The following is a 24,988-nucleotide window of genomic DNA, read 5'->3' as shown; positions in this document are numbered from 1 at the left end:
TCTGATCATGGCCGCCGTCAACCGGGCAGCTCTTAAAGAATGCCTGTTGTGACGCGTTTTCCTGATGTACACCGTGGGATGTTGAACCTCTACTTTGCCGACAGGAGTTTCTCGATGAACCATTATGTGACCCCCGACCTGTGTGACGCCTACCCGGAATTGGTGCAGGTGGTTGAGCCGATGTTCAGCAACTTCGGCGGGCGAGACTCCTTTGGCGGCGAAATCGTCACCATCAAATGCTTCGAAGACAACTCTCTGGTGAAGGAACAGGCCGACCTGCCAGGTGCCGGCAAGGTGCTGGTGGTCGACGGTGGCGGTTCTCTGCGTCGGGCGTTGCTGGGCGATATGATTGCCGAGAAAGCCTCGAAAAACGGTTGGGAAGGGCTGGTGATCTACGGCTGCATCCGTGACGTCGACGTTATCGCCCAGACCGACCTGGGTGTGCAGGCTTTGGCGACGCATCCGATGAAGACCGACAAGCGCGGCATTGGCGACTTGAATATGGCGGTGACCTTTGCAGGTGTGACCTTCCGCCCGGGTGAGTACATCTACGCCGACAACAACGGTGTGATTGTGTCGCCCAGCCCACTGAAAATGCCCGAATAAACCGCAGTAGCCATAGGGGTCAGGATGTTCGAGGAAGAAAACGCGCAATGGGGGTTGGTACATGCCCTGGTGCTGGACGGTAAAGGCGGTGCGCGTTGGATTGCCCGGACTGAGCTCGACGATTTGCAATTGCAGCCCCAGGAAAGCCTGTGGCTGCATTGGGATCGCAGTCATCCCCAGACTCAGACCTGGCTGCGTAAATCCAGTGGTTTGAGCGAGTTTGCCTGTGACCTGCTGCTGGAGGAGAACACGCGTCCGCGCCTGTTGCCGTTGCCGGATGCCCAATTGCTGCTGTTTTTGCGTGGGGTGAACCTCAATCCCGGTGCCGAGCCGGAAGATATGGTCTCGGTGCGCATTTTTGCGGCGGCCGACCGGGTCATTTCCCTGCGTCTGCGGCCGTTGCGCGCCACCGATGAGCTGTTGGTGCAGCTGGCTGAGGGCAATGGGCCGAAAACTGCGTCTGAGCTCATCCTTTATATGGCGCAATACCTGACCAATAAAGTGCAGGATCTGGTCACTGACCTCTCTGAGGTCGTCGATTCCGAGGAAGAAAAGCTCGATGCCGACGAACGGTATACTCCGGAGCACGGCAGCGTCTTGCAGATTCGCCGACGCGCAGCCGGGCTCAAGCGTTTTCTGGCGCCGCAACGGGATATTTTCGCGCAGCTGACGCGCGCCAAATTGCCCTGGTTTTGTGACGACGACGCTGACTACTGGAACGAATTACACAACAGCCTGACGCGTTACCTGGAAGAACTCGAATTGACCCGAGAGCGCGTGGGGCTTGTGCTTGAGACCGAAGACCGGCGATTGAGCGTGCGCATGAACCGCACGATGTACCGCTTCGGGATCATCACCGGAATTTTTCTGCCGATGAGTTTTTTGACCGGCCTGCTGGGGATCAATGTGGGCGGCATACCGTTTGCGGGAAACCCTTACGGATTCGCGATCGCCTGCCTGATGATGGTGGCCGTTGCATTGGGACAATGGTGGCTTTTTCGACGTTTACGTTGGGTTTAACCTGAATATGACCTGAATATAAGAAAGGTCTTATGTGACTTCAAGAATTTTACCCTCGTCTTTTAAAACACTTGCGAGAGGTCTTTATGCACGATCCGTTCGAACAGTCTTTGCGTGACATGCTCAATGCATCGCCGTCCAACCGTGACGACGACGCCTGCCTGGGCCGCGTTTTGAAAACCGCCAACCGTCAGGTAGGGGCGGGTGACCTGTTCGGTCTGTTGGGTCGCTGGTTGCCGGCGCTGATGATGGCCCTGAACAATGGTTCGGCCCATGTGTCGCCGGTTTCCCGTCGTGAACCTCTTGCTCGCACTGCTGATAAGGCTGATTGAATATGGAACTTGATCTCTGGACCCAGAGCCTGGTCACTGCGATGACCGCACTATGGACCAAGGTGGCGAATTTCATTCCCAACCTGTTTGGTGCCCTGGTTCTGGTCCTGCTGGGCTTTGTCGTGGCCAAGTTACTCGACACCCTGCTGTCCAAATTGCTCGCTAAACTGGGGCTGGACCGATTGATGGCAGGCACCGGCCTGACCAAACTGCTGGGGCGCGCCGGGCTGCAAGTGCCGATCTCCACATTGATCGGCAAGATCGTTTATTGGTTCGTTTTGCTGATTTTTCTGGTTTCTGCGGCGCAATCCCTTGGACTTGAGCGAGTTTCAGCTACGCTCGACATGCTGGCGCTGTATTTGCCGAAGGTTTTCGGCGGCGCGCTGGTGTTGCTAGTAGGCGTTTTGCTGGCGCAACTTGCCAATGGGCTGGTGCGCGGAGCGGCTGAAGGCGTGGGCCTGGACTATGCGGCGGGCCTGGGGCGTATCGCTCAGGGGCTGGTGATCATCATCAGTATTTCTGTCGCGATCAGCCAGTTGGAGGTCAAGACTGACCTGCTAAACCACGTGATTGTGATTGTTTTGATTACCGTTGGTCTGGCTGTTGCGTTGGCAATGGGGTTGGGAAGCCGGGAAATCGCGGGTCAGATTCTTGCGGGAATCTATGTACGTGAGCTGTATCAGGTTGGGCAGCACGTGCGTGTGGGCGAGGTTGAAGGGCAGATCGAGGAGATCGGCACGGTCAAGACGACGGTGCTGACCGATGACGGCGACCTGGTGTCGCTGTCCAATCGGATTCTCCTGGAACAGCAGGTCAATAGCCGCTAATCCGGCAAATCCTGCTAATGTACGCCGCCGCGAACCCGGCTGACCGGATTGCGGCGGACATTGACCTGACTGTCGGCACGACTTGTTTTGAATAAAGCCCAAACGCTGTCCACGCGCTATGACCCCCGTGAGCTCTCTGATGAGGAGTTGGTCGCGCGCGCGCACACGGAGCTGTTTCACGTAACACGTGCGTACGAAGAATTGATGCGCAGGTATCAACGCACTCTGTTCAACGTTTGTTCAAGGTATTTGGGGAACGATAGAGATGCGGATGATGTCTGTCAGGAAGTGATGCTCAAGGTGCTGTACGGCCTGAAGAACTTCGAGGGCAAATCGAAGTTCAAAACCTGGCTCTACAGCATCACGTATAACGAATGCATCACGCAGTATCGTAAGGAGCGGCGAAAGCGTCGGTTGATGGACGCTTTGAGTCTTGACCCCCTTGAGGAAGCGTCTGAAGAGAAGGCGCCGGCACCCGAGGAGAAGGGCGGACTTGATCGCTGGTTGGTGCATGTGAACCCGATTGACCGCGAAATTCTGGTGCTACGATTTGTCGCAGAGCTGGAGTTTCAGGAAATCGCTGACATCATGCATATGGGTTTGAGTGCTACAAAAATGCGTTACAAACGTGCTCTTGATAAATTACGTGAGAAATTTGCGGGCGAGACTGAAACTTAGTGCGTGGCAAATATCTCTTACGTGTAGGCAAGTTCTGTTAGACTTGTCGCCGAGTTGTCCCCCGGTTTGTGGGACTGCTTTACAATCACCAGATGGGGATTTAACGGATGAAACTGAAAAACACCTTGGGCTTGGCCATTGGTACTCTTATTGCCGCTTCTTCTTTCGGCGCACTGGCACAAGGCCAAGGCGCAGTTGAAGGCGAGCTGTTCTACAAGAAGCAGTACAACGATAGCGTTAAGCACATCGAAGACGGCTTCAACCCTGGCGCTCGCATCGGTTACTTCCTGACCGACGACCTGTCCTTGAACCTGTCCTACGACGCTACCAACCACACCCGTTCGAACGACGGTACTGGTAACCAGAAGATCAAAGGCGATACCGGCAGCCTGGTTGCCCAGTATCACTTCGGTCAAGCTGGCGTAGACAGCCTGCGTCCATACGTAGAAGGCGGTTTCGGTCACCAGAGCCGTACCAACGTCAAAGTTGACGGCCACAGCGGTCGCGACCAGTCTACCCTGGCCATCGCTGGCGCTGGCGTGAAGTACTACTTCACCAACAACCTGTACGCTCGTGCCGGTGTTGAAGCTGACTACGCACTGGACAACGGCAAGTGGGACTACTCCGCACTGGTTGGCCTGGGCGTGAACTTCGGCGGTAACGCTGGCGCAGTAGCTCCAGCTCCTACCCCAGCACCAGCTCCAGAGCCAACTCCAGAGCCAGAAGCTCCAGTTGCTCAGGTTGTTCGTGTTGAGCTGGACGTTAAGTTCGACTTCGACAAGGCCGTTGTTAAGCCTAACAGCTACGCCGACGTGAAAAACCTGGCTGACTTCATGAAGCAGTACCCTAACACCACCACCGTGGTTGAAGGTCACACTGACTCCGTAGGTCCAGACGCTTACAACCAGAAGCTGTCCCAGCGTCGTGCTGACGCTGTTAAGCAAGTTCTGGTCAAAGACGGTATTGCTCCTAACCGTGTAAGCTCGGTTGGTTACGGCAAATCCCGCCCAGTTGCTGACAACGCAACTGAAGCTGGCCGTGCTGTTAACCGTCGCGTAGAAGCCTCGGTTGAAGCTCAAGCTGCTCAGTAATTACTGAGTGGTAGAAAAAAACCCGGCTCAGGCCGGGTTTTTTTTCGCCTGGAATTTGCCTCAGGCGCTGGCTGATACGGCAATGCAGGCCGGCTGCGCAGCGCCGGCAACACTGCCTATCACCAGGATCGCCGGGCTCTTCAGGCCGAACGCCTGCGCATCCCGTTGCATCCGCGCCAGCGTGCTGCGGCATTCACGCTGTTGGGGCAGCGAGGCGTTTTCAATCATCGCCACCGGCATATCGGCGGCCATGCCACCATTGAGCAATTGCTGACGAATCTCCTCCAGCTTCGCCACTCCCATGTACACCACCAACGTCGTCCCTCCCTCGGCCAGTGCCCGCCAGTTCAGGCTGCTGTCGTCCTGGGTATGCGCCGTGACCAGCGTTACGCCACGGCTTACACCGCGCAAGGTCAATGGAATAGCGCAATTCGTCGCACCCGCCAGCCCCGCCGTGATTCCGTTGACCAATTCCACGTCAACACCGCGCTCGCGCAGCCACACCGCCTCTTCACCACCCCGGCCAAAAATGCACGGATCGCCCCCTTTGAGCCGAACCACGCATTTTCCCTGGCGCGCATAGCGCAGCATGAGCCTGTGAATAAAATCCTGGGGCGTCGACCGGCAGCCGCCGCGCTTGCCGACGGTGATCACCCGCGCATCGAGGCAATGCTCCAGCACCTGCGGGTTGACCAGATCATCGATCAGTACCACATGTGCCTCACGCAAGGCCCGCACCGCCTTGAGGGTCAACAGTTCCGGATCACCAGGCCCTGCGCCCACCAACCAGACTTTTGCGTTCATGTTCTTCTCCTCACACATTGATGGCGAATGGCTGCGGGTGGCCGGCCAAAAGACGTTTGATTTCAGGCACGCAAGAGCCGCATTGAGTACCGCAGCCCAGTTCTTGTTTGAGCGCCTCCAGGTTGAGGCCGCGGTCGATGCCTGCGCACACCGCGTTTTCGCTGACGTTCTTGCAGTTGCACAGGATCTTGAGGCTGGCCGCCGTGCCACCGGGCGGTGCACTTAAAGGGGCCAGCAGCCACCGGCGTAATTGATCATCGGCGCGGCCTTCCAGCCACAGGCTTTGCAACCAGTGCCGCGCCAGGGTTTCACCCGCCAGGCGCAGCGCGGTAATACGGCCTTTCTCGATCTTCACGCGTTTGCCGATCGAGCGGCGTGGGTCGTCATAGGCCATGACGGGGCCGTCGTTGAGCCCGAGAAGTTCGTCGATACGGGTCAGCAGTGGCAGGCCGGGCGCCTCGCCATGTGCCGCACGCACCAGCAGCGCCGGTCGTTCACGGCCGACCAAACTCAAGCTGACGTAGGCAAAGTCCTCACACAGTGGGCGCAGCGCCTCGAAGTGTTGTTGCACATTTCCTTCGATCAGCGCGAACAGCTGCCACGGCAGGTGTACAGCCTCCAGGCGCACGCCACTGTGCTTGAGCTCCGGCTGTTTTGATAAAGGATCAAACGCCGGCTGCGTAAGGGTGTTTACGCCACCCTTGAGAAAGCGATCGCCCCAATGCATGGGCAGGAACGCTTGGCCTGGGCGCACGCTGTCATCGCTGCTGACAGCGACGATCACACTGCCGCGACGGCTTTTCAGGCTGACCAGATCACCTTCCTTGAGGCGATAGCGGCGTAATTCATCCGGGTGCAGGCTCAACAACGCTTCACTGACGTGCCCAAATAACTGTGCCGCCGTGCCGGTGCGGCTCATGCCATGCCACTGGTCCCGCAGGCGGCCGGTGATCAGGGTCAGAGGGAAGCGTGCGTCGCGTTGCTCCTTGGCCGCGCGATAAGGATCAGCGACAAACTGCGCGCGACCGCTATCGGTTGGGAACACACCGTTGCTGTACAGACGCGTGGTTCCGGATTGCGCGCCCATCGGAAACGGCCATTGCTGCGGCCCGATCTGGTCGAGCAGGGCATGACTGATACCCGACAGGTCGAGGTCACGGTTGCGCGTCAGCCCTTTGTATTCGTCAAAGATCTGTGCCGGTTGTTCGAACGCAAACAGGCTGCTCAAGCCAGGCCGTAATCGCTGCTCCAGACGCTGCGCGAAATCCACGGTGATTGCCCAATCGGGTCGCGCTTCTCCCGGTGGGGCGATGGCTTGGCGCACGTGGGAAATACGTCGCTCGGAGTTGGTCACGGTGCCTTCCTTTTCTCCCCAACTGGCGGCGGGAAGGAGTAAATCGGTATAGGCGGCCGTCTCGGTGGTGCGAAAGGCCTCCTGCAGTACCACGAACGGGCAAGCGGCCAAGGCTGCGCGTACGCGGTTCTGGTCCGGCAGCGATTGCGCAGGATTGGTACAGGCAACCCACAGAGCCTTGATTTTGCCGGTCTGGATTTGCTCAAACAGTTCGATCGCGGTCAGCCCGGTTGGCTGCGGCAACGAATCAATCCCCCAATACGCGGCGACTTCAGCCCGATGCTCCGGGTTGGCCGCCTCACGGTGGCCCGGCAGCAAATTCGACAAGCTGCCGGTTTCGCGCCCGCCCATGGCATTGGGTTGGCCGGTCAGGGAAAACGGCCCGCAGCCCGCTCGGCCAATCGTCCCGGTGGCCAGGTGCAGGTTGATCAATGCGCTGTTTTTCGCGCTGCCGGCGGTGGATTGGTTCAACCCCATGCACCACAGCGACAGGAAGCTGTCGCTGGTGCCCACCCATTGCGCACACAGGTGCAGTTGCTCAACGCTGATCCCGCACAACTGCGTGACCATCTGCGGTGTGTAGTCATGCACCAGCCGTTTCAGCTCCGCCAATCCGTCGGTATGTGCCTGGATAAAGTCGCGGTCGATCCAGTCTTCCCACAGCAATAAATGCAAAATCCCATGGAATAACGCCACATCCGTACCCGGCAAAATCGCCAGGTGCAGGTCGGCCAGGTCGCAGGTGTCTGTGCGTCGAGGGTCGATCACCACCACTTTCATCTGCGGGCGTCGCGCCTTGGCTTCTTCCAGGCGTCGGAACAACACCGGATGGGCGTAGGCCATATTGCTGCCGACGATCATGACGCAGTCGCTGCTCTCCAGGTCTTCATAGCTGCACGGCGGTGCGTCGGCGCCCAGGCTGCGTTTGTAGCCGACCACCGCCGAAGACATGCACAGCCGCGAGTTGCTATCGATGTTATGGGTGCCCACCAACCCCCGGGCCAGCTTGTTGAAGCTGTAATAGTCCTCGGTCAGCAATTGTCCGGAGATATAGAACGCTACGCTGTCCGGCCCATGCTCGGCGATCGTGTCGGCGAACACATTGGCGGCGTGTTCCAGGGCCGTGTCCCAATCGGTGCGCGCACGGGCCAGGTGTTTGCCCAGGCGCAGTTCGGGGTACAAGGCGCGGGCGGCCAGGTCGCCGGTCAGGTGCAGGCTGGAGCCTTTGCTGCATAACTTGCCAAAGTTGGCCGGGTGGCTCGGATCGCCTTGCACACCCAGGATCTGTATGCCGTCATGCTCGATCAGCACGCCGCAACCCACCCCGCAATAACAGCAGGTGGACGCGGTGACCTGGCGGTTCATCAACCTGCGTCCCGCAGGGCCAGCATCACCCGGCCGTTTTCCACGCGGGCGAGGTGATGGTGAGCGCAGCCGACATCCGGCGCCTGGGCTTCGCCGGACGCCAGGTCGATCTGCCAGTTGTGCAACGGGCAGGCCACGCGTTTGCCGTAGATCAAGCCTTGGGACAGTGGCCCGCCTTTGTGCGGGCAACGGTCGTCAAGGGCGAACACTTCATCGTCACTGGTACGAAAAATCGCGATATCGCCTTTCGGCCCTTGGATGATGCGCGAGCCCAGGGCGTTGATTTCATCGAGGGCGCAGATATCCAGCCAGTTCATGCCGGCACCTCCAGCTGTTTGACGGGGATGATCTCGAATTCCTTTTTCAACTGTGGCTGCTCCAGGCGTTCCTTCCACGGGTCCTGTTCGAACGACAGCGAAAATTGCAGGCGCTCATTCAATGCTTGGCGTCGGGCCGGGTCTTCCAATACGGCTTTCTTGATGTGCTCCATGCCTACCCGTTGCAGGTAGTGCACCGTGCGTTCCAGGTAGAAGGCTTCTTCGCGATACAGCTGCAGGAAGGCGCCGTTGTACTCGCGGACTTCTTCGGCGGTTTTCAGCTTGACGAAGAACTCCGCGACTTCGGTCTTGATCCCGCCGTTGCCGCCGATATACATCTCCCAGCCGGAATCGACGCCGATGATGCCTACGTCCTTGATGCCCGCTTCCGAGCAATTGCGTGGGCAACCGGACACCGCCAGTTTGACCTTGTGCGGCGACCACATGTTGAACAGGTCATGCTCCAGTTCGATGCCCAGCTGTGTGGAGTTCTGCGTACCGAAGCGGCAGAACTCGCTGCCGACGCAGGTCTTCACGGTGCGGATGGATTTGCCATAGGCGTGGCCCGACGGCATGTCGAGGTCTTTCCATACGCCCGGCAAATCCTGTTTCTTGATGCCGAGCAAGTCGATGCGTTGGCCGCCGGTGACCTTGACCATCGGCACGTTGTACTTGTCAGCCACGTCGGCGATACGGCGCAGCTCCGACGGATTGGTCACACCGCCCCACATCCGCGGTACTACGGAGTAGGTGCCGTCTTTCTGAATGTTGGCGTGGGCACGTTCGTTGATCAGGCGCGATTGCGGGTCGTCCCGGGCCTCGCCGGGCCAGGTCGAGATCAGGTAATAGTTCAACGCCGGGCGGCAGGTGGCGCAGCCGTTGGGCGTGCGCCAGTTAAGGTAGCTCATGGTGCCGGCGATGGTCAGCAGGTGCTGGTCGCGGATGGCCTGGCGGATTTGCCCGTGGTTGAGGTCGCTGCAACCGCAGATGGCTTTTTCACTTTTGGGTTTGACATCGGCGGCGCCGCCCACGGTGTTGATCAGGATCTGTTCCACCAACCCGGCGCAGGAACCGCAGGAACTGGCGGCCTTGGTGTGTTTTTTCACCTCGTCGACGCTGAACAGCCCGTGTTCCTGAATCGCCTTGACGATGGTGCCCTTGCACACCCCGTTGCAACCGCAGACTTCGGCGGTGTCGGCCATGCTCATGGCTTTGTCCTGGCCTTGATGGCCTACGTCACCTAAAGCATTTTCTCCGAACATCAGGTGATCGCGAATCTCGCCGATGGCGTGGTTCTCACGGATCTGCCGGAAATACCAACCACCGTCAGCGGTGTCGCCGTACAAGCAGGCGCCGACCAGGATGTCGTCCTTGATCACCAGCTTCTTGTACACGCCGCCAATCGGGTCGGAGAGGGTGATGGTCTCGGTGCCTTCGCCGCCCATGAAGTCGCCGGCGGAGAACAGGTCGATACCGGTGACTTTCAGCTTGGTCGACGTGACCGAGCCTTTGTAGGTGGCAAAGCCGAGTTGGGCCAGGTGATTGGCGCAGACCTTGGCCTGTTCGAACAGCGGTGCTACCAGGCCGTAAGCGGTGCCACGATGGTTGGCGCATTCGCCGATGGCATAGACGCGCGGGTCATAGGTTTGCAGGGTGTCGTTGACCAGTATTCCGCGATTGCACGGGATGCCGGATTTTTCCGCGAGTTCGGTGTTGGGGCGGATGCCGGCAGCCATCACCACCAGGTCGGCCGGGATGATGTCACCGTTCTTGAACTGCACCGAGCCGACCCGACCGTTGCCGGCGTCGTGCAGGGCCTGGGTCTGTTCGCAGAGGCGGAATACCAGGCCACGGTTCTCAAGTTCGGTTTGCAGCAACTGGCCGCTGGTCTTGTCCAGTTGCCGCTCCAGCAGCCATTCGCCGATATGCACCACGGTCACGTGCATGCCGCGCAGCATCAGGCCGTTGGCGGCTTCCAGGCCGAGCAGGCCTCCGCCGATGACCACCGCGTGCCTGTGGGTCTTGGCGGCGTCGATCATGGCTTGGGTGTCGGCGATATCGCGATAGCCGATGACGCCCTGCAAGGTGTTGCCGGGGATCGGCAGGATAAACGGCATGGAGCCGGTGGCGATCAGCAGGCGATCGTACTCGGCCTCGGTGCCGTCCTCGGCGATGACGATGCGTTTGACGCGATCGATCTGCACCACTTTTCGGTTGAGCAGCAGCTTGATGTCGTTATCCAGGTACCAGCTCAGGTCGTTGAGTACGATCTCTTCGAAGGTCTGTTCACCGGCCAGCACCGGCGATAGCAGGATGCGGTTGTAATTGGGGTGCGGCTCGGCGCCGAACACGGTGATGTCGTACAGCTCACTGCTCAGCTTGAGCAATTCTTCCAGGGTACGAACCCCGGCCATGCCGTTACCGATCATGACCAATTTGAGTTTTTTCATGTCGTTCTCCGCAATGGCTCGACAAATCGTGCGCAAAAAAAAAGCGCCCCCGCCAGTGATCTAGCGAGGACGCCTTTGTCCGGTCCCGTTCTCTCGGGAAGCTCGTCCCTTCGTCGTTGAAAGGATGGCTATATGTATGTGCTTGGGATCGATAATGCAGTGCTTGTGCCAAGTTGGCCTGTGCCCGGTTTTATTGGGGCTGGCTTCGAAATGCCGGGGGAAATCGCCCTCTAGTGGTGCAACAACCAATACAGCAGCACCAGATTGATCAGCAGCGACGCCGCCGCCAGGGTTTGCCAGACTTTCAGCGGTTCACGCTCCAGCAGTGGGCGTGGCCGTACGCTCAGCTCACGGCGCTCGGCCTGTTCCAGCACCAGCAACCATTCTTCGGCGGTTTCATAACGGTGTGCGGGTAAGGCCGTCACGGCCCGTTCCAGACTGAGCGGCAACCAATCCGGAAGGTCGGGGCGGTAGCGACTGGCGCTGATCGCCTGGGTGAAGCGAGGGCGTTGGAAGGCTTCGATCTCGCCGTAGGGATAATGCCCCGTCAGCAGGTAATACAGGCTTACGCCAACGCTATACAAATCCTGTTGGACTGTAGGGCGCTCGCCGTTAAACGCTTCGGGTGCGATAAAGCTTGGGGTGCCGGGCAGCAGCTGCGCGCGGTCTTCCGAGAGCCCCGGGCAGTAGGCCAGCCCGAAATCCAGCACGCGCAGTTCTCCATCGTCGCCCAGCAACAGGTTCTCCGGTTTGATGTCGCGGTGCAGGATCTGGCGCCGGTGCAACAGGCCCACCGCGCGCAACAGACGCTCGGCAATGAACTGCCACTCCGCCAACGGTAGGGGACCTCGACGCCGGAACAATTCAGCCAGGGTTTGCCCCGGGTATTCGCGCATCACGTAGTACAAATGCTGACGCCCGTTGGCCGTGTGAACTTCAGGAAAGGCACGCCCCGCCACCCGGCGCAAAAACCACTCTTCCGACAGCAAGGCCTGGCCCGCTTCGTTGTCATCGTCATAGTCAAGTGGCAGGGTTTTCAGCAACCAGGGCTGCTGCTGGGCGTCGCGCACCCGGTACAACAACGACTGTCGGCTCTGCGCCAACACGCCTTCAACCTGCCAGCCTTCAAACTGTTGCCCGGCTTTCAGCGGCGGTGGCAGCGGCCATTGCTGCAACTGCACCAACGCATCGCCGAGGGTGGCGGCACCGAGTTGGTCGATACGCACCAACAGGGCGCTGGCGTTGTCCAGGCTGCCGGCCAGGTGCGCGGCGTTGACCAGCGTGTTGACCGCCGCATCGAGATTGCTTTGCTCGCGCAGGATTGCACGGATGCTGTGGTCGCCCAGGGTGGCCCATACGCCATCGCTGAGCAGCAAAAAACATTCGCCCGCACGCAGTTCGCCGTCGAGAAAGTCCAGCACCAGGTGTTGGTCAAGCCCGAGGGCGCGCTTGAGCACATGTTGCATGCCCGGTTGTTCCCAGACGTGATCTTCGCTGATGCGTAACAATTGGTCGTCGAGCCAGCGATACACCCGGCAGTCTCCCACATGCGCCAGGGTGAAACGTTGCCCGCGAAACACCAGGGCACTCAGAGTGGTCAGCAATGGCTGGCCGCCGCCGTTGGCTTGCAGCCAGCGATTCTGCGCGAGCAGTAACCGTTCGAGCGCCTGGGCCACGCCCCAGGTTTGCGGCGTGGCGTAGTAGTCCATGGCCAGGGCCTGCAAGGTCGAGCGTGCGGCCAAGCCACCGTCGGCACATTGGCTGACACCGTCGGCCATGGCGCATAAATAACCTTTGCTCGCGGCCAGCTCCGCGAGAGGGGTGACCACCCGCAGCGCGTCCTGGTTTTCCGCCCGCGGGCCGATAGCGCTGGCCTGGGCGACGCTCAATTGCAGGCTCATCAGACGCGTGCGGCGGTCACGGCAGCCGAGCCCCAGGTGGTTCTCCAGCGTCGTTTGACGCCGTGCAGGCCGAACCAGGCCAGCACGCCGAGGCTGGCGAACAACCACAGCGCCATCTGATAACTGCCGGTGCTTTGTTTGATCGCGCCCATGCCCGCCGCCAGGGCAAAGCCTCCGATACCGCCGGCCATGCCGATCAAGCCGGTCATCACGCCGATCTCACGGCGAAAGCGCTGGGGCACCAACTGGAACACCGCGCCGTTACCTGCACCGAGGCCGAGCATGGTGCAGACGAAAAGGGCCAATGCAGCGTAGGAACTGGGCAGGTTGAAACCCACCGCTGCGATGCAGATCGCGGCCACGCTGTACATGCCGAGCAGGGTGCGAATCCCGCCGAACCGGTCTGCCATGGCCCCGCCCAGCGGGCGCATCAGGCTGCCGCCGAATACACAGGCCGCGGTGTAGTAACCGGCGGTCACCGGGCTCAGGCCGTACTGGTCGTTGAAGTAGCCGGGGAGGGCGCTGGCCAGGCCGATAAAACCGCCGAATGTCACGCTGTAAAAGAACATGAACCACCAGCTGTCGCGATCGCCCAGCGCCTTGAAGTAGTCGGCCATGGCTTTGGGTTTCGGGCGTTCCGGGGCATTGCGTGCGAGCCAGGCGAAGACGATCAGGGTAAGGACCAACGGAATCAGCGCAAATCCGAACACGTTGCTCCAGCCGAACGCCGCCGCCAATACCGGTGCCAGCAAGGCGGCGAACACCGTGCCGGAGTTACCTGCGCCGGCGATGCCCATGGCCTTGCCCTGGTGTTCCGCTGGGTACCATTGGGAGGCCAGGGGCAGGGCAACCGCAAACGACGCGCCGGCCATGCCAAGGAACACGCCCAGCAACAAGGCTTGCTCGTAGCTGTGGATGCCAAGTTTCCAGGCCGCGAACAATGCGCCGATCACAATCACCTGGCCAATCAGCCCGGCGGTTTTGGGCGACAGCTTGTCGGCCAGCATGCCCATTGCAAAGCGCAGCAGTGCGCCCGCCAGGATCGGCGTGGCCACCACCAGGCCGCGTTGTTGGGTGGTCAGGTGCAGGTCGGTGGCGATTTGCACCGCCAACGGGCCGAGCAGGTACCACACCATGAAGCTCAGGTCGAAATACAGGAACGCGGCAAACAGAGTCGGGGTGTGCCCGGATTTCCAGAAGCTTGATTTCATCACGCACCTCAACGGTTGGGAGTCAGTAAGAAGGCCGAGTGATGGAGCTGCCGACTGAGGCCGCCCCACCCGCCCCATGCGCTGGGGCCAAAACGAAAAAACGCCGCCACCGGGTTTGCGAGGGCAAACCGGATGTGCGACGTCTTTGTCGTGGAGGGGCAACCGCCGTTGGTTACCTGTGATGAATGCTTAGCAAGAGCTGAGCCAGTTCAGCCCAGCAATTCGCTCATGGCGATGATCTGCTCCGCCACCTGAATCAGTTTTTGCTGGCGGCTCATGGCTTGGCGGCGCATCAGGGTGTAGGCCTCTTCTTCATTGCAGTGTTTCATTTTCATCAGCATGCCCTTGGCCAGTTCGATGCGCTTGCGCTCGGCCAACTGCTGGTCACGGGCCTGGAGCTGGGCGCGCAGGGCCTGGTCGCTCTCAAAGCGAGCCATGGCCACATCGAGGATCGGTTGCAGGCGCTGAGCCTGGATGCCTTCGACGATGTAGGCGCTGACGCCGGACTTGATCGCCTGGCGCATCACGCTCGGGTCATGCTCATCGGTGAACATCACAATCGGCCGCGGCTGGTCGCGGCTCAACAGCACCACTTGCTCCATCACATCGCGGCCGGGCGACTCGGTATCGATCAGGATCACATCCGGGCGCACCGTTTCGACGCGTGCGGGCAGGTCGATGGTCAGGCCGGACTCATCGATGACTTCGAAACCGGCCTCGGTCAATGCGGCCTTGAGTCGGCCGACCTTGCCCGGGGTGTCATTGATCAACAGGATTCGCAACATCGGGCACCTCCTGTCAACGCAGAACCTGGCGGTTCACAGGCTCGGCCATGGCATGCAGGCGGAAGCTGCGGGCGTAGGCGGCGGGGTCGGAGCCGTCCCAGATCTTGCCGTCGATCAACTGGCTACTGCGCATGTCCTGGGCGTTCACGCTGACGCCTACGGCGCTGGCGGCTTGGCGATACAGGTCCAGTTGCTGCACCTGGCGTGCAGTGGCGAGGTAGTCGGGGTCTTCACGCAGCAGGCCCCAGCGGCGGAACTGGGTCATGAACCACATGCCATCGGACAGGTAGGGCAGGTTCACCTCGCCCTCGGCGAAAAAGCGCAACCCGTGGGGATCTTGCCAACGGTTGCCCAGGCCATCGTCATACACACCGAGCAGGCGCGGTTCTATGCAATCGAGCGGCGCGTCGAGGTAGTCGCGGGCGCTGAGCAACTGTGCGGTGGAGCGCCGGTTTTCCTGGCTGTCTTCGATGAAACGGCTGGCTTCCAGGATGGCCATCACCAGTACGCGTGCCGTGTTGGGGTACTGCTCGACGAACGCCTGGGTGCAGCCGAGCACTTTTTCCGGGTGGTCCGGCCAGATTGCCTGGGTGGTTGCCAGGGTAAAGCCCTGGCGCTGCTGCACCGCGCTGGCGCACCAGGGTTCGCCGACACAGAAACCGTCGATTCGCCCGGCCTGCAGGTGTGCGACCATTTGCGGCGGCGGCACGACCACGCTGTCTACGTCCTGAAGGGGATGAATGCCCTGGCTCGCCAGCCAGTAATACAACCACATGGCGTGGGTGCCTGTGGGAAAGGTCTGGGCGAAGGTCAGTTTTGTTCGGCTTTGGTGCACGTGGCGCTCCAATGCTTCAGGAGTGACCACGCCTTGCTGCTGCAGCCCGTGGGACAGGTTGATGCTCTGGCCGTTCTGGTTGAGCCCCATCAGCACGGCCATATCGGTAGGCGCTACGCCGCCGATGCCTAGGTGTACGGCATAGATCAGCCCGTACAGGCTATGGGCGGCGTCCAGCTCGCCGCTGACCAGTTTGTCGCGCAGGTTGGCCCAGGATGCCTGGCGCTTGAGGTTGAGCGTGAGCCCATAGGGTTGGGCAAACCCCTGAGTGGCGGCAACCACGAGGGAGGCGCAATCGGTCAGGGCCATGAACCCAAGGTCAAGGCTGCTTTTTTCCGGGGCGTCGCTGCCGTTGACCCAGGCCAGCGGATCTGAACTCTTCATCAACACCTACCTTTTCTCTCACAAAAAAGCGTCGCTCCTTCAGATGGCGATGCAGGCCATTGCAGGATAACGACGCCTTTGTCCGTAAGCCCGCTCCGTCGTTGGTGCGCGCTCTGATACAGAGTGCATAGCAAGGCACATGCCACGGGGCTGCCGTCAGCTTTTCATCAAGATTGAGCGACGCCTGCCTTTCAGTATGGCCGCTTCTTCACGCCGCACAGCCCAGGAAACCCAAGGTGCACGCTGATTTCCCTGCAAAGACGCACCATCCCTGGCTGCGCAACTGGTTGTTGTGCGCCGTGCTGTTGCTGGCCTGTTTCGCGGTCTGGGCCGAGGCCGTTCAGGCAAAGGATGAAAGCCTGCATAGCCTGCTGGTCGAGCTGTCGGTGCCATTGGGTTTGCCGGTCGTGATCAGCCGGGAAGTGGCCGGCAGGCGTGTGAGCGGGACGTTCGACTTTACGGCGCCGCAACAGACCCTGGAGGCGTTGGCCGAGCAGGAAGGCTTGATCTGGTACAGCGACGGGCAAGGGCTGTACGTCTACGGTGCCGCAGAGGCAAGAAGCTCGGCGGTGGGGCTGCGACATATCTCTGTCGACAGGCTGCGCGGCGCGATGCGTCGTACGGGGCTGGATGAGTCGCGCTATCCGCTGCGTGAGAGCGGGGCGCGAACGTTTTATGTGTCGGGGCCGCCGAACTATGTCGAGCACGTGTTGCGGCTCACCCAACTGATGGATCGGCCACGCCGGGAAGTACGCCTGGGGGCGTACTCATTCGCGGTGGTGCAGGTGTTCAACACCCATGTGGAGGATCGCCAGTATGGGAGCGGTGCCAACAAGGTTCATTCGCCGGGGATGGCCTCCATGATCCAGGCGCTGCTGTCCAGCGAGCAGAAGGGATTGCTGGCCGAAGGGAGTCTGACCCTGGCCGCCTACCCGGACACCAACAGCCTGTTGATCAAGGGCAAGCCTGCACAAGTGAGGCTGATCGAAAAGTTGGTGGCGGAGTTGGATGTACCCAAGCGACCGTATGAGGTTTCGGTGTGGCGAGTGGACATTGAGCAGGACGAGCCCACGCCGGCGACCGGGCCACTTCCCCTGACTACGGCGCAATATGAGCGCGTGCAGCGTGCGTTTGTACGATCAGGGCGCGAGCTTCCCCCATGAACAAGCGGGTTTATTCACTCAGTAGCGAATTGTCTTACCGGTAGTGGCCAAAAAGCGTTGTTTGAATGGGTTTATTCCTAACGCGGGCCGTAAGGCAGGTTTTTATAGTCGTGATGTAGGCGACGCGCCGGTACAGGAAACAAGAATTTGAATGTCAGTAGTCGGATACGGAGGTGTGCATGGCCGTCGTGATTGAGCACTCGACGGCGTCCCTCTGCTTTGCTCACTGGACCTTGCACGCTGATGGCCGGTTGACGGGAGGGGAGGCGGACATTCAGTTGCCTCCCAAGGAAGGGCAGGTGCTGCGATTGCTGCTGGCCTCTGCCGGTACGCTGATCACCAAGGACCATTTGCTGGAGCGGGTGTGGCCTCGGGGAGAGGTGGCTGAAGAGTCGCTGACGCGGTGCATCTATGCCCTGCGCAAGCATCTGCGGGACGACAAGGGGTTTATCAAGACGATCTATGGCCGGGGGTATCGCTTTACCTGCCCGGTGCAGGTTGAAGAGGTTGATCGTGGGCGGGTAACTCACGTGTGCCCGGCTTGTGGTCAGCTCAGCCGTGTTTAGGTGGTGGGGCAAAGCCCTGTTGTTGAACCTGTTGATCGGCAGCCATCAGGCATTGGCTTACTGCTGGGAGGAGGTTGCCGGCCGCTATGACCTCGAACCGGAGTTGCTCCAGGCCATTGCTGCCGTCGAGTCGAATTACCGTGCGGGAGCGATGAACTACGCCAACCGTAATGGCACGCGTGATATCGGCTTGATGCAGATCAACAGCATCCATTTGCCGCGCTTGCTCAGGCTGGGTATCACCGAAGAGCGGCTGCTGAATGAGCCTTGCCTGTCTGTCGAGGTGGGTGCCTCGATACTCGCCGAGTTTATCCAGCGTTTCGGCTACAACTGGACGGCCATCGGCTCCTACAACGTGGGAGTGGGGCCGGGGCCCAAGCGCGATGCATTGCGCCTGCAATACGCACAGAAGATCTGGGCGCGCTATGAGGAGCTGGTCGCGCATCGCTACTGACGATCAGGCATCACGCCTCGCATGCAGCCTGCGACCCCGGCTATAATCGCCGCCACCTTTCGCCGCCATCCGAGTCTAGCCCGCCCATGTATACCCTGGCCCGCCAGCTGTTGTTCAAACTCTCCCCGGAAACCTCCCATGATCTGTCCCTGGACTTGATCGGTGCCGGTGGCCGCCTGGGGCTCAATGGCCTGGTATGCAAGGCTCCGGCGAAAATGCCGGTGTCGGTGATGGGGCTCGATTTCCCTAACCCGGTCGGCTTGGCTGCCGGCCTGGACAAGAATGGCGCGGCCATCGACGGTTTTGCACAGTTGGGTTTCGGTTTTGTCGAAATCGGCACCGTGACCCCGCGCCCGCAGCCGGGCAACCCCAAGCCACGTATCTTCCGCCTGCCGGAAGCCGAGGCGATCATCAACCGCATGGGCTTCAACAACCTGGGGGTTGATCATCTGCTGTCACGGGTGCAGGCGGCGAAATACAAGGGCATCCTGGGGATCAATATCGGCAAGAACTTCGACACGCCGGTGGAGCGGGCGGTGGATGACTACCTGATCTGCCTGGACAAGGTTTACGCCCATGCCAGCTATGTCACCGTCAACGTCAGTTCGCCGAATACGCCGGGCCTGCGCAGCCTGCAGTTCGGTGACTCCCTCAAGCAATTGCTGGAAGCCTTGCGCCAGCGCCAGGAAGACCTGGCGGTGCGTCACGGCAAACGCGTGCCGTTGGCGATCAAGATTGCCCCGGACATGACTGATGAAGAAACCGTGCTGGTGGCTCAGGCCCTGATGGACTCGGGCATGGACGCGGTGATCGCGACCAACACCACCCTCAGCCGGGTCGGTGTCGAAGGTCTGGCCCATGGAGATGAAGCGGGTGGCCTGTCGGGTGCGCCGGTACGGGACAAGAGCACGCATATCGTCAAGGTGCTGGCGGCTGAGTTGGCCGGTCGTTTGCCGATCATTGCCGTGGGCGGTATTACCGAAGGCAAGCACGCGGCCGAGAAGATTGCTGCCGGCGCCAGCCTGGTGCAGTTGTACTCCGGGTTCATCTACAAAGGGCCGGCGCTGATCCGCGAGGCGGTGGATGCAATTGCAGCGTTGCCCAAGGCGTGAACGATTAAACACCTTTCAATAAAAAGGGCTCCATAAGGAGCCCCTGGGCCGAAGCCCGCCGCCCGAATGGGGCGTGCGTGGTTAAGTCATTACATCTTCAAAGGTGGCTTGTCGGAATTAAGTGCCCCTGATTTAGCCGACGGCGTGAAGTTCGTTGAGTCTGTGGATGCCCGCAGTGCCAGTCATACCGTCCCAGTTGTCGCCGCGTCCTTCTCGCCAGCCGTTAATCCAGGCTTGGCGTACCGACGGTAGAGTAAATGGGCAAAGCTCACGGGATTTTCCATGAACGCCATATTGATATCCGCGTAAAAATGCTCTTTCCAACGGATCACGCTTAAGTCTTCTCATAGGGTGTTTCCCTCACTTGTTGACTGTCTAGATATCCTTCGGCCTCGTCCGAGGCCGGGCAGAGTTTTTCTGCCGTTGGTGGGCTCGCTGCCGGCGTGGCGAGCCAATGTGTCGGCGTCGTTACGGCGCCGACCTGTGTTGAGTTCTAACCAATAGGTCACATGGATTCAATGATCGTTTTGTCATAAGCACGTAACGATAACGATGCTATAGCCATAAGCTGGGATGGCTTTTCGCCCCATTTAAAGGGCAAAGCCAGCTATGATGTGCCTTACAAAGAGGATGGGTTTAATCCTTTAGTGAGAATGTCCGCCCGTTGCAGTCGGTTATTATTCGACGAAGGGTCGGAATATTACTTTTTGTTACGGCTAATTGTTTATCTGCCCCGTCGAATCAAGGCCCAAAAGCCCGACAGCCGGGGTGGAACGGCACATTCGTGCCACGCGAGCACTCTTCGAGAAAAGTGCTTGATTGAAAACCGAGCCGGCGATGCGTCGCCCGTTCATTTATTGCTGAAAAGCCTGGAATGCCCATGTCGGACCGTTTTGAACTCTTCCTCACCTGCCCCAAGGGCCTCGAAGGCCTGCTGATCGAGGAAGCCGTCGGGCTTGGCCTTGAGGACGCCCGCGAGCACACCTCGGCCGTGCGCGGCATGGCCGATATGGAAACCGCTTATCGCCTGTGTCTCTGGTCGCGCCTGGCCAACCGTGTACTGCTGGTACTCAAACGTTTTCCCATGAAGGACGCCGAAGACCTTTACCACGGCGTACTGGATATCGAATGGGCTGACCACATGGTCCCGGATGGCACCCTGGCGGTTGAGTTCAGCGGTCATGGTTCGGGTATCGACAACACCCACTTCGGCGCGCTGAAGGTCAAGGATGCGATCGTCGACAAACTGCGCACCCCGACCGGCGAACGCCCGTCCATCGACAAGATCAACCCGGATCTGCGTATCCACCTGCGCCTGGACCGTGGCGAGGCGATCCTGTCCCTCGACCTGTCCGGCCATAGCCTGCACCAGCGTGGTTACCGCCTGCAGCAGGGCGCCGCACCGTTGAAGGAAAACCTGGCGGCTGCGGTCCTGATTCGCGCCGGCTGGCCGCGCATTGCTGCCGAAGGCGGCGCGCTGACGGACCCGATGTGCGGCGTGGGCACGTTTCTGGTGGAAGGCGCGATGATCGCTGCCGACATGGCACCCAACCTGAATCGCGAACTGTGGGGCTTCACCACCTGGCTGGGCCACGTTCCGGCGCTGTGGAAGAAACTGCATGCCGAGGCGGTCGAGCGTGCCGCCATCGGTATGAACAAGCCACCGTTGTGGGTGCGCGGCTACGAGGCCGATCCGCGCCTGATCCAACCCGCGCGCAATAATATCGAGCGCGCCGGCCTGAGCCATTGGATCAAGGTGTACCAGGGTGAAGTCGGCACCTTCGAGCCGCGCCCGGACCAGAACCAGAAAGGCCTGGTGATCTGCAACCCACCCTACGGTGAGCGTCTGGGTGATGAAGCCAGCCTGTTGTACCTCTACCAGAACCTCGGCGAGCGCCTGCGCCAGGCATGCATGGGCTGGGAGGCGGCGGTCTTTACCGGCGCACCGGACCTGGGCAAGCGCATGGGGATCCGCAGCCACAAGCAGTATGCGTTCTGGAACGGCGCCTTGCCTTGCAAGTTGCTGCTGATCAAGGTCAACCCGGACCAGTTCGTCACTGGCGAGCGCCGTACGCCCGAGCAGCGCCAGGCCGAACGTGAGCAAGCCGCTTACGATCAAGCCCCGGCCGAGCCGCAAGAGCGCCAGTACAACAAGAATGGTAATCCGATCAAGCCGGCCCCGGCCCCTGTGGTCGAACAGCCGCGCTTGAGCGAAGGCGGGCAGATGTTCGCCAACCGCCTGCAGAAAAACCTCAAGCTGCTGGGCAAGTGGGCCAAGCGCGAAGGTGTGGACTGCTACCGTGTGTACGATGCCGATATGCCGGAATACTCCATGGCCATCGACCTGTACCACGACTGGGTGCACGTGCAGGAATACGCCGCACCGAAATCCATTGACCCGGAAAAAGCCTCTGCACGCATGTTCGATGCGCTGGCGGCCATTCCACAGGCGCTGAACATCGACAAGAGCCGCGTGGTGGTCAAGCGCCGCGAGCGTCAGAGTGGCACCAAGCAGTACGAGCGCCAGAGCGCCCAAGGCAAGTTCACGGAGGTCAGCGAGGGCGGCGTCAAGCTGCTGGTCAACCTCACCGATTACCTGGACACCGGTCTGTTCCTCGACCACCGTCCGATGCGCCTGCGCATCCAGAAAGAAGCCGCCGGCAAGCGCTTCCTCAACCTGTATTGCTACACCGCCACCGCCAGTGTGCATGCGGCCAAGGGTGGCGCGCGCAGCACCACCAGCGTCGACCTGTCCAAGACCTACCTGGACTGGGCGCGTCGCAACTTCTCCCTCAACGGCTTCTCCGACAAGAACCGCCTGGAGCAGGGTGATGTGATGGCCTGGCTGGAAGCCAGCCGCGATGAGTTCGACCTGATCTTCATCGACCCGCCGACCTTTTCCAACTCCAAGCGCATGGAAGGCATCTTCGACGTGCAACGTGACCACGTGCAGTTGCTCGACCTGGCCATGGCTCGCCTGGCGCCGGGCGGCGTGCTGTACTTCTCCAACAACTTCCGCAAGTTCCAGTTGGAGGACAACCTCAGCGAACGCTATGCGGTCGAGGAAATCAGCGACAAGACCATCGACCCGGATTTCGCGCGTAACGCGAAGATCCACCGGGCCTGGAAAATCACCTCGCGCTGATTTCGCCACTCGGTTCTACCAAAAAGCCGCAAGCCTGGATTATTCCGGGCTTGCGGCTTTTTTGCGCTGGTCAAATACAGGACCGATGGCTATAACTAAATGCCTAGCCAAAGTGACACCCCCGCACGCTGGCGTTGTGAGTGTTGCCTATGCCGTTACAAGGTGCCCGCCCGAAAATTCTAGGCTTTATCAGTGAACAGGCGTCGGCTTGGCTGGTGGCATTGGTGGTGTTGCTGGTAGGCAGTGCGCTGACCGCGGTGGTCGCGTTGGCGGCTGCCGACCTCTATCAACAGCAGGTACGCCAGCGTTTCCAATTGCTGGTCAACGAGCGCTATGCCCGCCTCCAGGAACGCTTCGAGGACCAGGAGCAACGCCTGGGCAGCCTGCGGCGTTTTTTTATCAACTCCAATGATGTGTCACGCCAAGAGTTCGATGGCTTCGCCCAGCCCTTGCTCTTGCACACTCGCGCCTATGCCTGGGCTCCACGGGTATTTCGCGATCAGCGCGTTCAGTTTGAACAGGACATTTCCCGACAGCGCGGCAGCCCTTTTGCCATCCGTGAACTCGATTCGTCGGGCAACCTGGCACCGGCCTCCGAGCGCGACGAGTACGTCCCGGTGCTGTATAGCCAGACCCAGAGCCTGTTGGGCTCGCCCCTGGGGTTCGACCTGCTGGCCCAGCCCCTGCGGCGCTCGGTGCTTGAGCGTGCGCAAAAAAGCGGCAAGCTGGCAGTTTCCCAACCGATGCAATTGGTTGGGGTGGAGCCTGCCTACGCCGCCGGCGTACTGTTGGTGTCGCCGGTCAGCAAACAACCCGATGCCGAGCCCTACGGGTTCGTGATGGCGGTGATCAGCATGCGCCAGTTGGTGGCCGATGGTCTGCCCAAGCCGAATAGAGACAACCTGGTGATGCAGATTGTCGACACCTCCGATGATCAGCAGCGAGTGTTGTACGCCTCGAGTAATTCGGTGGGCGACAGCGGCCTGGTCGCCGCGCGCCGGATCACCCTCGGTGATCATGTCTACACCCTGAGCCTGCGTGCCAGTAAGGTATTCGACCAGGCCAATCATTCTTCGATGAACATGATCCTGACCATGGGCGTGTTGCTCAGTGTCTTGCTCAGTGCCCTGCTTTACGTGCTGGTCAGCCAACGCCAGCGCGCCTTGAAGCTGGTGGAGCAACGCACGGAGCAGTTGCGCCTGCGTGAGCAGCAATTGCGCGGAGCACATGGTCAATTGCGCAGTGTGCTGAATGCGGCGACCCAGGTCGCGATCATCGCCACTGACCTGCGCGGCGTGATCAATACCTTCAATGCCGGTGCCGAGCAAATGCTCGGGTTCAAGGCCGAGCACGCGCTGGGGCAGCTGACCTTGGAAAGCCTGCACCTGCCTTCGGAACTCGAATCCCGGGCCGGGTACTTGAGCACGGTATTGGGCAAACGTATCCCGCCCTGCCAGGCGATGCTGGTGGAAAGCCCCGACAGCCAACATGAAGCCCGCGAGTGGACCTTGAGGCGCGAGGATGGCAGCCACCTGACCGTCAACATGCTGCCAACCGTGTTGCTCGACGAGCATGGTCTGTGGATCGGGCACTTGGCGATTTACCTGGATGTCACTGAACAAAAGCGCGCCTACGAAGCCCTGGCCGCACGGGATCGGTTGCTGAAAAAGCTCAGCGCCCACGTGCCCGGCGGGATCTTCCAGTTCACCTTGGAGCCTCAGGACCGTTGGCGTTTCATCTACGCCAGTGACGGCATGCGCGATATCTATGAAATCGAGCCCGGCGTGTTGCAGCAGGATGCGAGCAGCGTCCTGGAGCGTATCCATCCATTGGACGTGGAGCGCGTGCGAAACTCGATTCGTTTGTCGGCGCTGCAGTTGAGCCATTGGCGCGAAGAGTATCGCGTGCAATTGCCGCAGCGGGGCCTGCGCTGGATTCGAGGCGAGGCCACACCGGAAGAGTTACCGGGAGGCGGCACGTTGTGGCATGGCTATGTATCGGATATTTCCGATCTGAAACGGGTCGAGGACGAGCTGCGCACACTGTCGATTACCGACGCCCTGACGGGCATCCATAACCGGCGTTATTTCCAGGATCGCGTCAAGGCCGAGATGATCCGGCTTAACCGTACCTGCGGGGCGTTGTCATTGATCATGTTCGATATCGACCATTTCAAGCGGATCAATGATCAGTACGGACACGGCGTGGGAGACGGCGTCCTGCAGGAGCTGTGCAAGCGTATTCTCCAACGCCTGCGTCGCACCGATGTGTTCTGTCGCCTGGGTGGCGAAGAGTTCGTGGTGTTGTGTCCCAACACCGACGGCGAGCAGGCCTACAGCCTGGCGACGCAACTGTGGCAGTCGTTGCGCTGTGCGCCGATGGAGACGGTGGGGATCGTCACCGCCAGCTTTGGTGTGGCCAACTGGCGGGTCGATGAAGGGATTGATGGGTTGCTGTTGCGCGCGGACTCGGCGGTGTATGTGGCCAAGCAGGCGGGCAGGGACCGGGTGGAAATGTGTGGCGGCAGCGTTGCGACAAGTCGACCGGCTCGCGAATACGATGGGTCAGTCAAAACCTGGGGTGACTGA

General features: G+C 60.4%; 20 protein-coding genes and 1 pseudogene. 12 read left to right on the top strand and 9 right to left on the bottom strand.

Annotated elements, in window-relative coordinates:
• Positions 1-114 precede the first annotated feature (114 nt).
• From rraA to M5B97_RS09665, 6 genes are all read left to right on the top strand, one after another.
• The gene (rraA, locus tag M5B97_RS09690) at positions 115-606 is read left to right on the top strand and encodes a ribonuclease E activity regulator RraA (RefSeq protein ID WP_248731366.1); all 492 of its coding nucleotides are present in this window, start codon (positions 115-117) and stop codon (positions 604-606) included.
• A gap of 24 nt (positions 607-630) precedes the next feature.
• Positions 631-1,626, top strand: coding sequence for a zinc transporter ZntB (locus tag M5B97_RS09685; RefSeq protein ID WP_248731365.1), 996 nt, complete (start codon positions 631-633; stop codon positions 1,624-1,626).
• Positions 1,627-1,712: 86 nt separating this feature from the next.
• Positions 1,713-1,958, top strand: coding sequence for a hypothetical protein (locus tag M5B97_RS09680; RefSeq protein ID WP_060756224.1), 246 nt, complete (start codon positions 1,713-1,715; stop codon positions 1,956-1,958).
• 2 nt (positions 1,959-1,960) lie between these two features.
• Positions 1,961-2,785, top strand: a complete 825-nt coding sequence (locus tag M5B97_RS09675; RefSeq protein WP_017527459.1) for a mechanosensitive ion channel domain-containing protein — start codon at positions 1,961-1,963, stop codon at positions 2,783-2,785.
• 87 nt (positions 2,786-2,872) lie between these two features.
• On the top strand, positions 2,873-3,463 hold the full coding sequence (gene sigX / locus M5B97_RS09670; RefSeq protein ID WP_034120675.1) for an RNA polymerase sigma factor SigX: 591 nt from the start codon (positions 2,873-2,875) through the stop codon (positions 3,461-3,463).
• A gap of 107 nt (positions 3,464-3,570) precedes the next feature.
• On the top strand, positions 3,571-4,554 hold the full coding sequence (locus tag M5B97_RS09665; protein ID WP_123715408.1) for an OmpA family protein: 984 nt from the start codon (positions 3,571-3,573) through the stop codon (positions 4,552-4,554).
• A 60-nt stretch (positions 4,555-4,614) separates the two neighbouring features.
• Here the strand turns inward: M5B97_RS09665 and cobA are convergent, their stop codons facing one another.
• The 8 genes from cobA to M5B97_RS09625 form a co-directional block, all read right to left on the bottom strand.
• Positions 4,615-5,358 (bottom strand): uroporphyrinogen-III C-methyltransferase, encoded by a 744-nt coding sequence (cobA, locus tag M5B97_RS09660; RefSeq protein WP_248731364.1) that lies wholly within the window; start codon positions 5,356-5,358, stop codon positions 4,615-4,617.
• Positions 5,359-5,368: 10 nt separating this feature from the next.
• Positions 5,369-8,077, bottom strand: coding sequence for a nitrate reductase (locus M5B97_RS09655; RefSeq protein WP_248731363.1), 2,709 nt, complete (start codon positions 8,075-8,077; stop codon positions 5,369-5,371).
• A complete protein-coding gene (nirD, locus tag M5B97_RS09650) occupies positions 8,077-8,394 on the bottom strand; it encodes a nitrite reductase small subunit NirD (protein WP_134657005.1) in 318 nt (105 codons plus the stop codon). The genes M5B97_RS09655 and nirD overlap by 1 nt, the downstream gene beginning before the upstream one ends.
• Positions 8,391-10,844 (bottom strand): nitrite reductase large subunit NirB, encoded by a 2,454-nt coding sequence (gene nirB / locus M5B97_RS09645; protein ID WP_248731362.1) that lies wholly within the window; start codon positions 10,842-10,844, stop codon positions 8,391-8,393. Before nirB ends, nirD begins: the two co-directional genes overlap by 4 nt.
• A 230-nt stretch (positions 10,845-11,074) precedes the next feature.
• The gene (locus M5B97_RS09640) at positions 11,075-12,745 is read right to left on the bottom strand and encodes a bifunctional protein-serine/threonine kinase/phosphatase (RefSeq protein ID WP_248731361.1); all 1,671 of its coding nucleotides are present in this window, start codon (positions 12,743-12,745) and stop codon (positions 11,075-11,077) included.
• Positions 12,745-13,956 (bottom strand): nitrate/nitrite transporter, encoded by a 1,212-nt coding sequence (locus tag M5B97_RS09635; RefSeq protein ID WP_248731360.1) that lies wholly within the window; start codon positions 13,954-13,956, stop codon positions 12,745-12,747. Before M5B97_RS09635 ends, M5B97_RS09640 begins: the two co-directional genes overlap by 1 nt.
• 209 nt (positions 13,957-14,165) lie before the next feature.
• Positions 14,166-14,741 (bottom strand): ANTAR domain-containing response regulator, encoded by a 576-nt coding sequence (locus tag M5B97_RS09630; protein ID WP_123715415.1) that lies wholly within the window; start codon positions 14,739-14,741, stop codon positions 14,166-14,168.
• A 13-nt stretch (positions 14,742-14,754) separates the two neighbouring features.
• Positions 14,755-15,960, bottom strand: coding sequence for a CmpA/NrtA family ABC transporter substrate-binding protein (locus M5B97_RS09625; protein WP_248731359.1), 1,206 nt, complete (start codon positions 15,958-15,960; stop codon positions 14,755-14,757).
• A 287-nt stretch (positions 15,961-16,247) separates the two neighbouring features.
• On the opposite strand from M5B97_RS09625, the pseudogene M5B97_RS09620 reads away from it, so the two are divergent.
• From M5B97_RS09620 to M5B97_RS09605, 4 genes and pseudogenes are all read left to right on the top strand, one after another.
• A pseudogene (locus M5B97_RS09620) lies at positions 16,248-17,027 on the top strand (secretin N-terminal domain-containing protein); the annotation flags it as partial.
• 275 nt (positions 17,028-17,302) lie between these two features.
• Positions 17,303-17,689 carry a winged helix-turn-helix domain-containing protein gene (locus M5B97_RS09615; protein ID WP_248731358.1) on the top strand — a complete coding sequence of 129 codons (387 nt, stop codon included), beginning with the start codon at positions 17,303-17,305 and terminating at the stop codon, positions 17,687-17,689.
• Positions 17,682-18,143, top strand: a complete 462-nt coding sequence (locus M5B97_RS09610) for a transglycosylase SLT domain-containing protein (protein ID WP_248731357.1) — start codon at positions 17,682-17,684, stop codon at positions 18,141-18,143. Before M5B97_RS09615 ends, M5B97_RS09610 begins: the two co-directional genes overlap by 8 nt.
• Positions 18,144-18,229: 86 nt before the next feature.
• Positions 18,230-19,255, top strand: a complete 1,026-nt coding sequence (locus M5B97_RS09605; RefSeq protein WP_123715420.1) for a quinone-dependent dihydroorotate dehydrogenase — start codon at positions 18,230-18,232, stop codon at positions 19,253-19,255.
• A gap of 132 nt (positions 19,256-19,387) precedes the next feature.
• Here the strand turns inward: M5B97_RS09605 and M5B97_RS09600 are convergent, their stop codons facing one another.
• The gene (locus tag M5B97_RS09600) at positions 19,388-19,603 is read right to left on the bottom strand and encodes a ribosome modulation factor (RefSeq protein WP_002553055.1); all 216 of its coding nucleotides are present in this window, start codon (positions 19,601-19,603) and stop codon (positions 19,388-19,390) included.
• A gap of 532 nt (positions 19,604-20,135) precedes the next feature.
• Between M5B97_RS09600 and rlmKL the strand changes: the two genes are divergently transcribed.
• Together rlmKL and M5B97_RS09590 are read left to right on the top strand one after the other, a co-directional pair.
• The gene (rlmKL, locus tag M5B97_RS09595) at positions 20,136-22,400 is read left to right on the top strand and encodes a bifunctional 23S rRNA (guanine(2069)-N(7))-methyltransferase RlmK/23S rRNA (guanine(2445)-N(2))-methyltransferase RlmL (RefSeq protein WP_134656998.1); all 2,265 of its coding nucleotides are present in this window, start codon (positions 20,136-20,138) and stop codon (positions 22,398-22,400) included.
• A gap of 149 nt (positions 22,401-22,549) precedes the next feature.
• Complete coding sequence (locus tag M5B97_RS09590; protein WP_248731356.1) at positions 22,550-24,988, top strand: GGDEF domain-containing protein; 2,439 nt, start codon at positions 22,550-22,552, stop codon at positions 24,986-24,988.

Origin of the sequence: Pseudomonas sp. MWU13-2517 (assembly GCF_023242545.1) — a bacterium.
GTDB lineage: Bacteria > Pseudomonadota > Gammaproteobacteria > Pseudomonadales > Pseudomonadaceae > Aquipseudomonas.
This window is presented reverse-complemented; position numbering and strand designations above follow the sequence as displayed.

Excerpts from the sequence above, each read along its gene's own strand:
- M5B97_RS09680 (WP_060756224.1), top strand. The coding sequence starts at position 1,713 with ATGCACGATCCGTTCGAACAGTCTTTGCGTGACATGCTCAATGCATCG.
- M5B97_RS09685 (WP_248731365.1), top strand. The coding sequence starts at position 631 with ATGTTCGAGGAAGAAAACGCGCAATGGGGGTTGGTACATGCCCTGGTG.
- rlmKL (WP_134656998.1), top strand. The coding sequence starts at position 20,136 with ATGTCGGACCGTTTTGAACTCTTCCTCACCTGCCCCAAGGGCCTCGAA.
- M5B97_RS09640 (WP_248731361.1), bottom strand. The coding sequence starts at position 12,745 with ATGAGCCTGCAATTGAGCGTCGCCCAGGCCAGCGCTATCGGCCCGCGG.
- M5B97_RS09635 (WP_248731360.1), bottom strand. The coding sequence starts at position 13,956 with ATGAAATCAAGCTTCTGGAAATCCGGGCACACCCCGACTCTGTTTGCC.
- M5B97_RS09605 (WP_123715420.1), top strand. The coding sequence starts at position 18,230 with ATGTATACCCTGGCCCGCCAGCTGTTGTTCAAACTCTCCCCGGAAACC.
- nirD (WP_134657005.1), bottom strand. The coding sequence starts at position 8,394 with ATGAACTGGCTGGATATCTGCGCCCTCGATGAAATCAACGCCCTGGGC.
- cobA (WP_248731364.1), bottom strand. The coding sequence starts at position 5,358 with ATGAACGCAAAAGTCTGGTTGGTGGGCGCAGGGCCTGGTGATCCGGAA.
- M5B97_RS09590 (WP_248731356.1), top strand. The coding sequence starts at position 22,550 with ATGCCGTTACAAGGTGCCCGCCCGAAAATTCTAGGCTTTATCAGTGAA.
- M5B97_RS09600 (WP_002553055.1), bottom strand. The coding sequence starts at position 19,603 with ATGAGAAGACTTAAGCGTGATCCGTTGGAAAGAGCATTTTTACGCGGA.
- M5B97_RS09625 (WP_248731359.1), bottom strand. The coding sequence starts at position 15,960 with ATGAAGAGTTCAGATCCGCTGGCCTGGGTCAACGGCAGCGACGCCCCG.
- M5B97_RS09615 (WP_248731358.1), top strand. The coding sequence starts at position 17,303 with ATGGCCGTCGTGATTGAGCACTCGACGGCGTCCCTCTGCTTTGCTCAC.
- M5B97_RS09675 (WP_017527459.1), top strand. The coding sequence starts at position 1,961 with ATGGAACTTGATCTCTGGACCCAGAGCCTGGTCACTGCGATGACCGCA.
- M5B97_RS09630 (WP_123715415.1), bottom strand. The coding sequence starts at position 14,741 with ATGTTGCGAATCCTGTTGATCAATGACACCCCGGGCAAGGTCGGCCGA.
- M5B97_RS09655 (WP_248731363.1), bottom strand. The coding sequence starts at position 8,077 with ATGAACCGCCAGGTCACCGCGTCCACCTGCTGTTATTGCGGGGTGGGT.
- M5B97_RS09665 (WP_123715408.1), top strand. The coding sequence starts at position 3,571 with ATGAAACTGAAAAACACCTTGGGCTTGGCCATTGGTACTCTTATTGCC.
- nirB (WP_248731362.1), bottom strand. The coding sequence starts at position 10,844 with ATGAAAAAACTCAAATTGGTCATGATCGGTAACGGCATGGCCGGGGTT.
- rraA (WP_248731366.1), top strand. The coding sequence starts at position 115 with ATGAACCATTATGTGACCCCCGACCTGTGTGACGCCTACCCGGAATTG.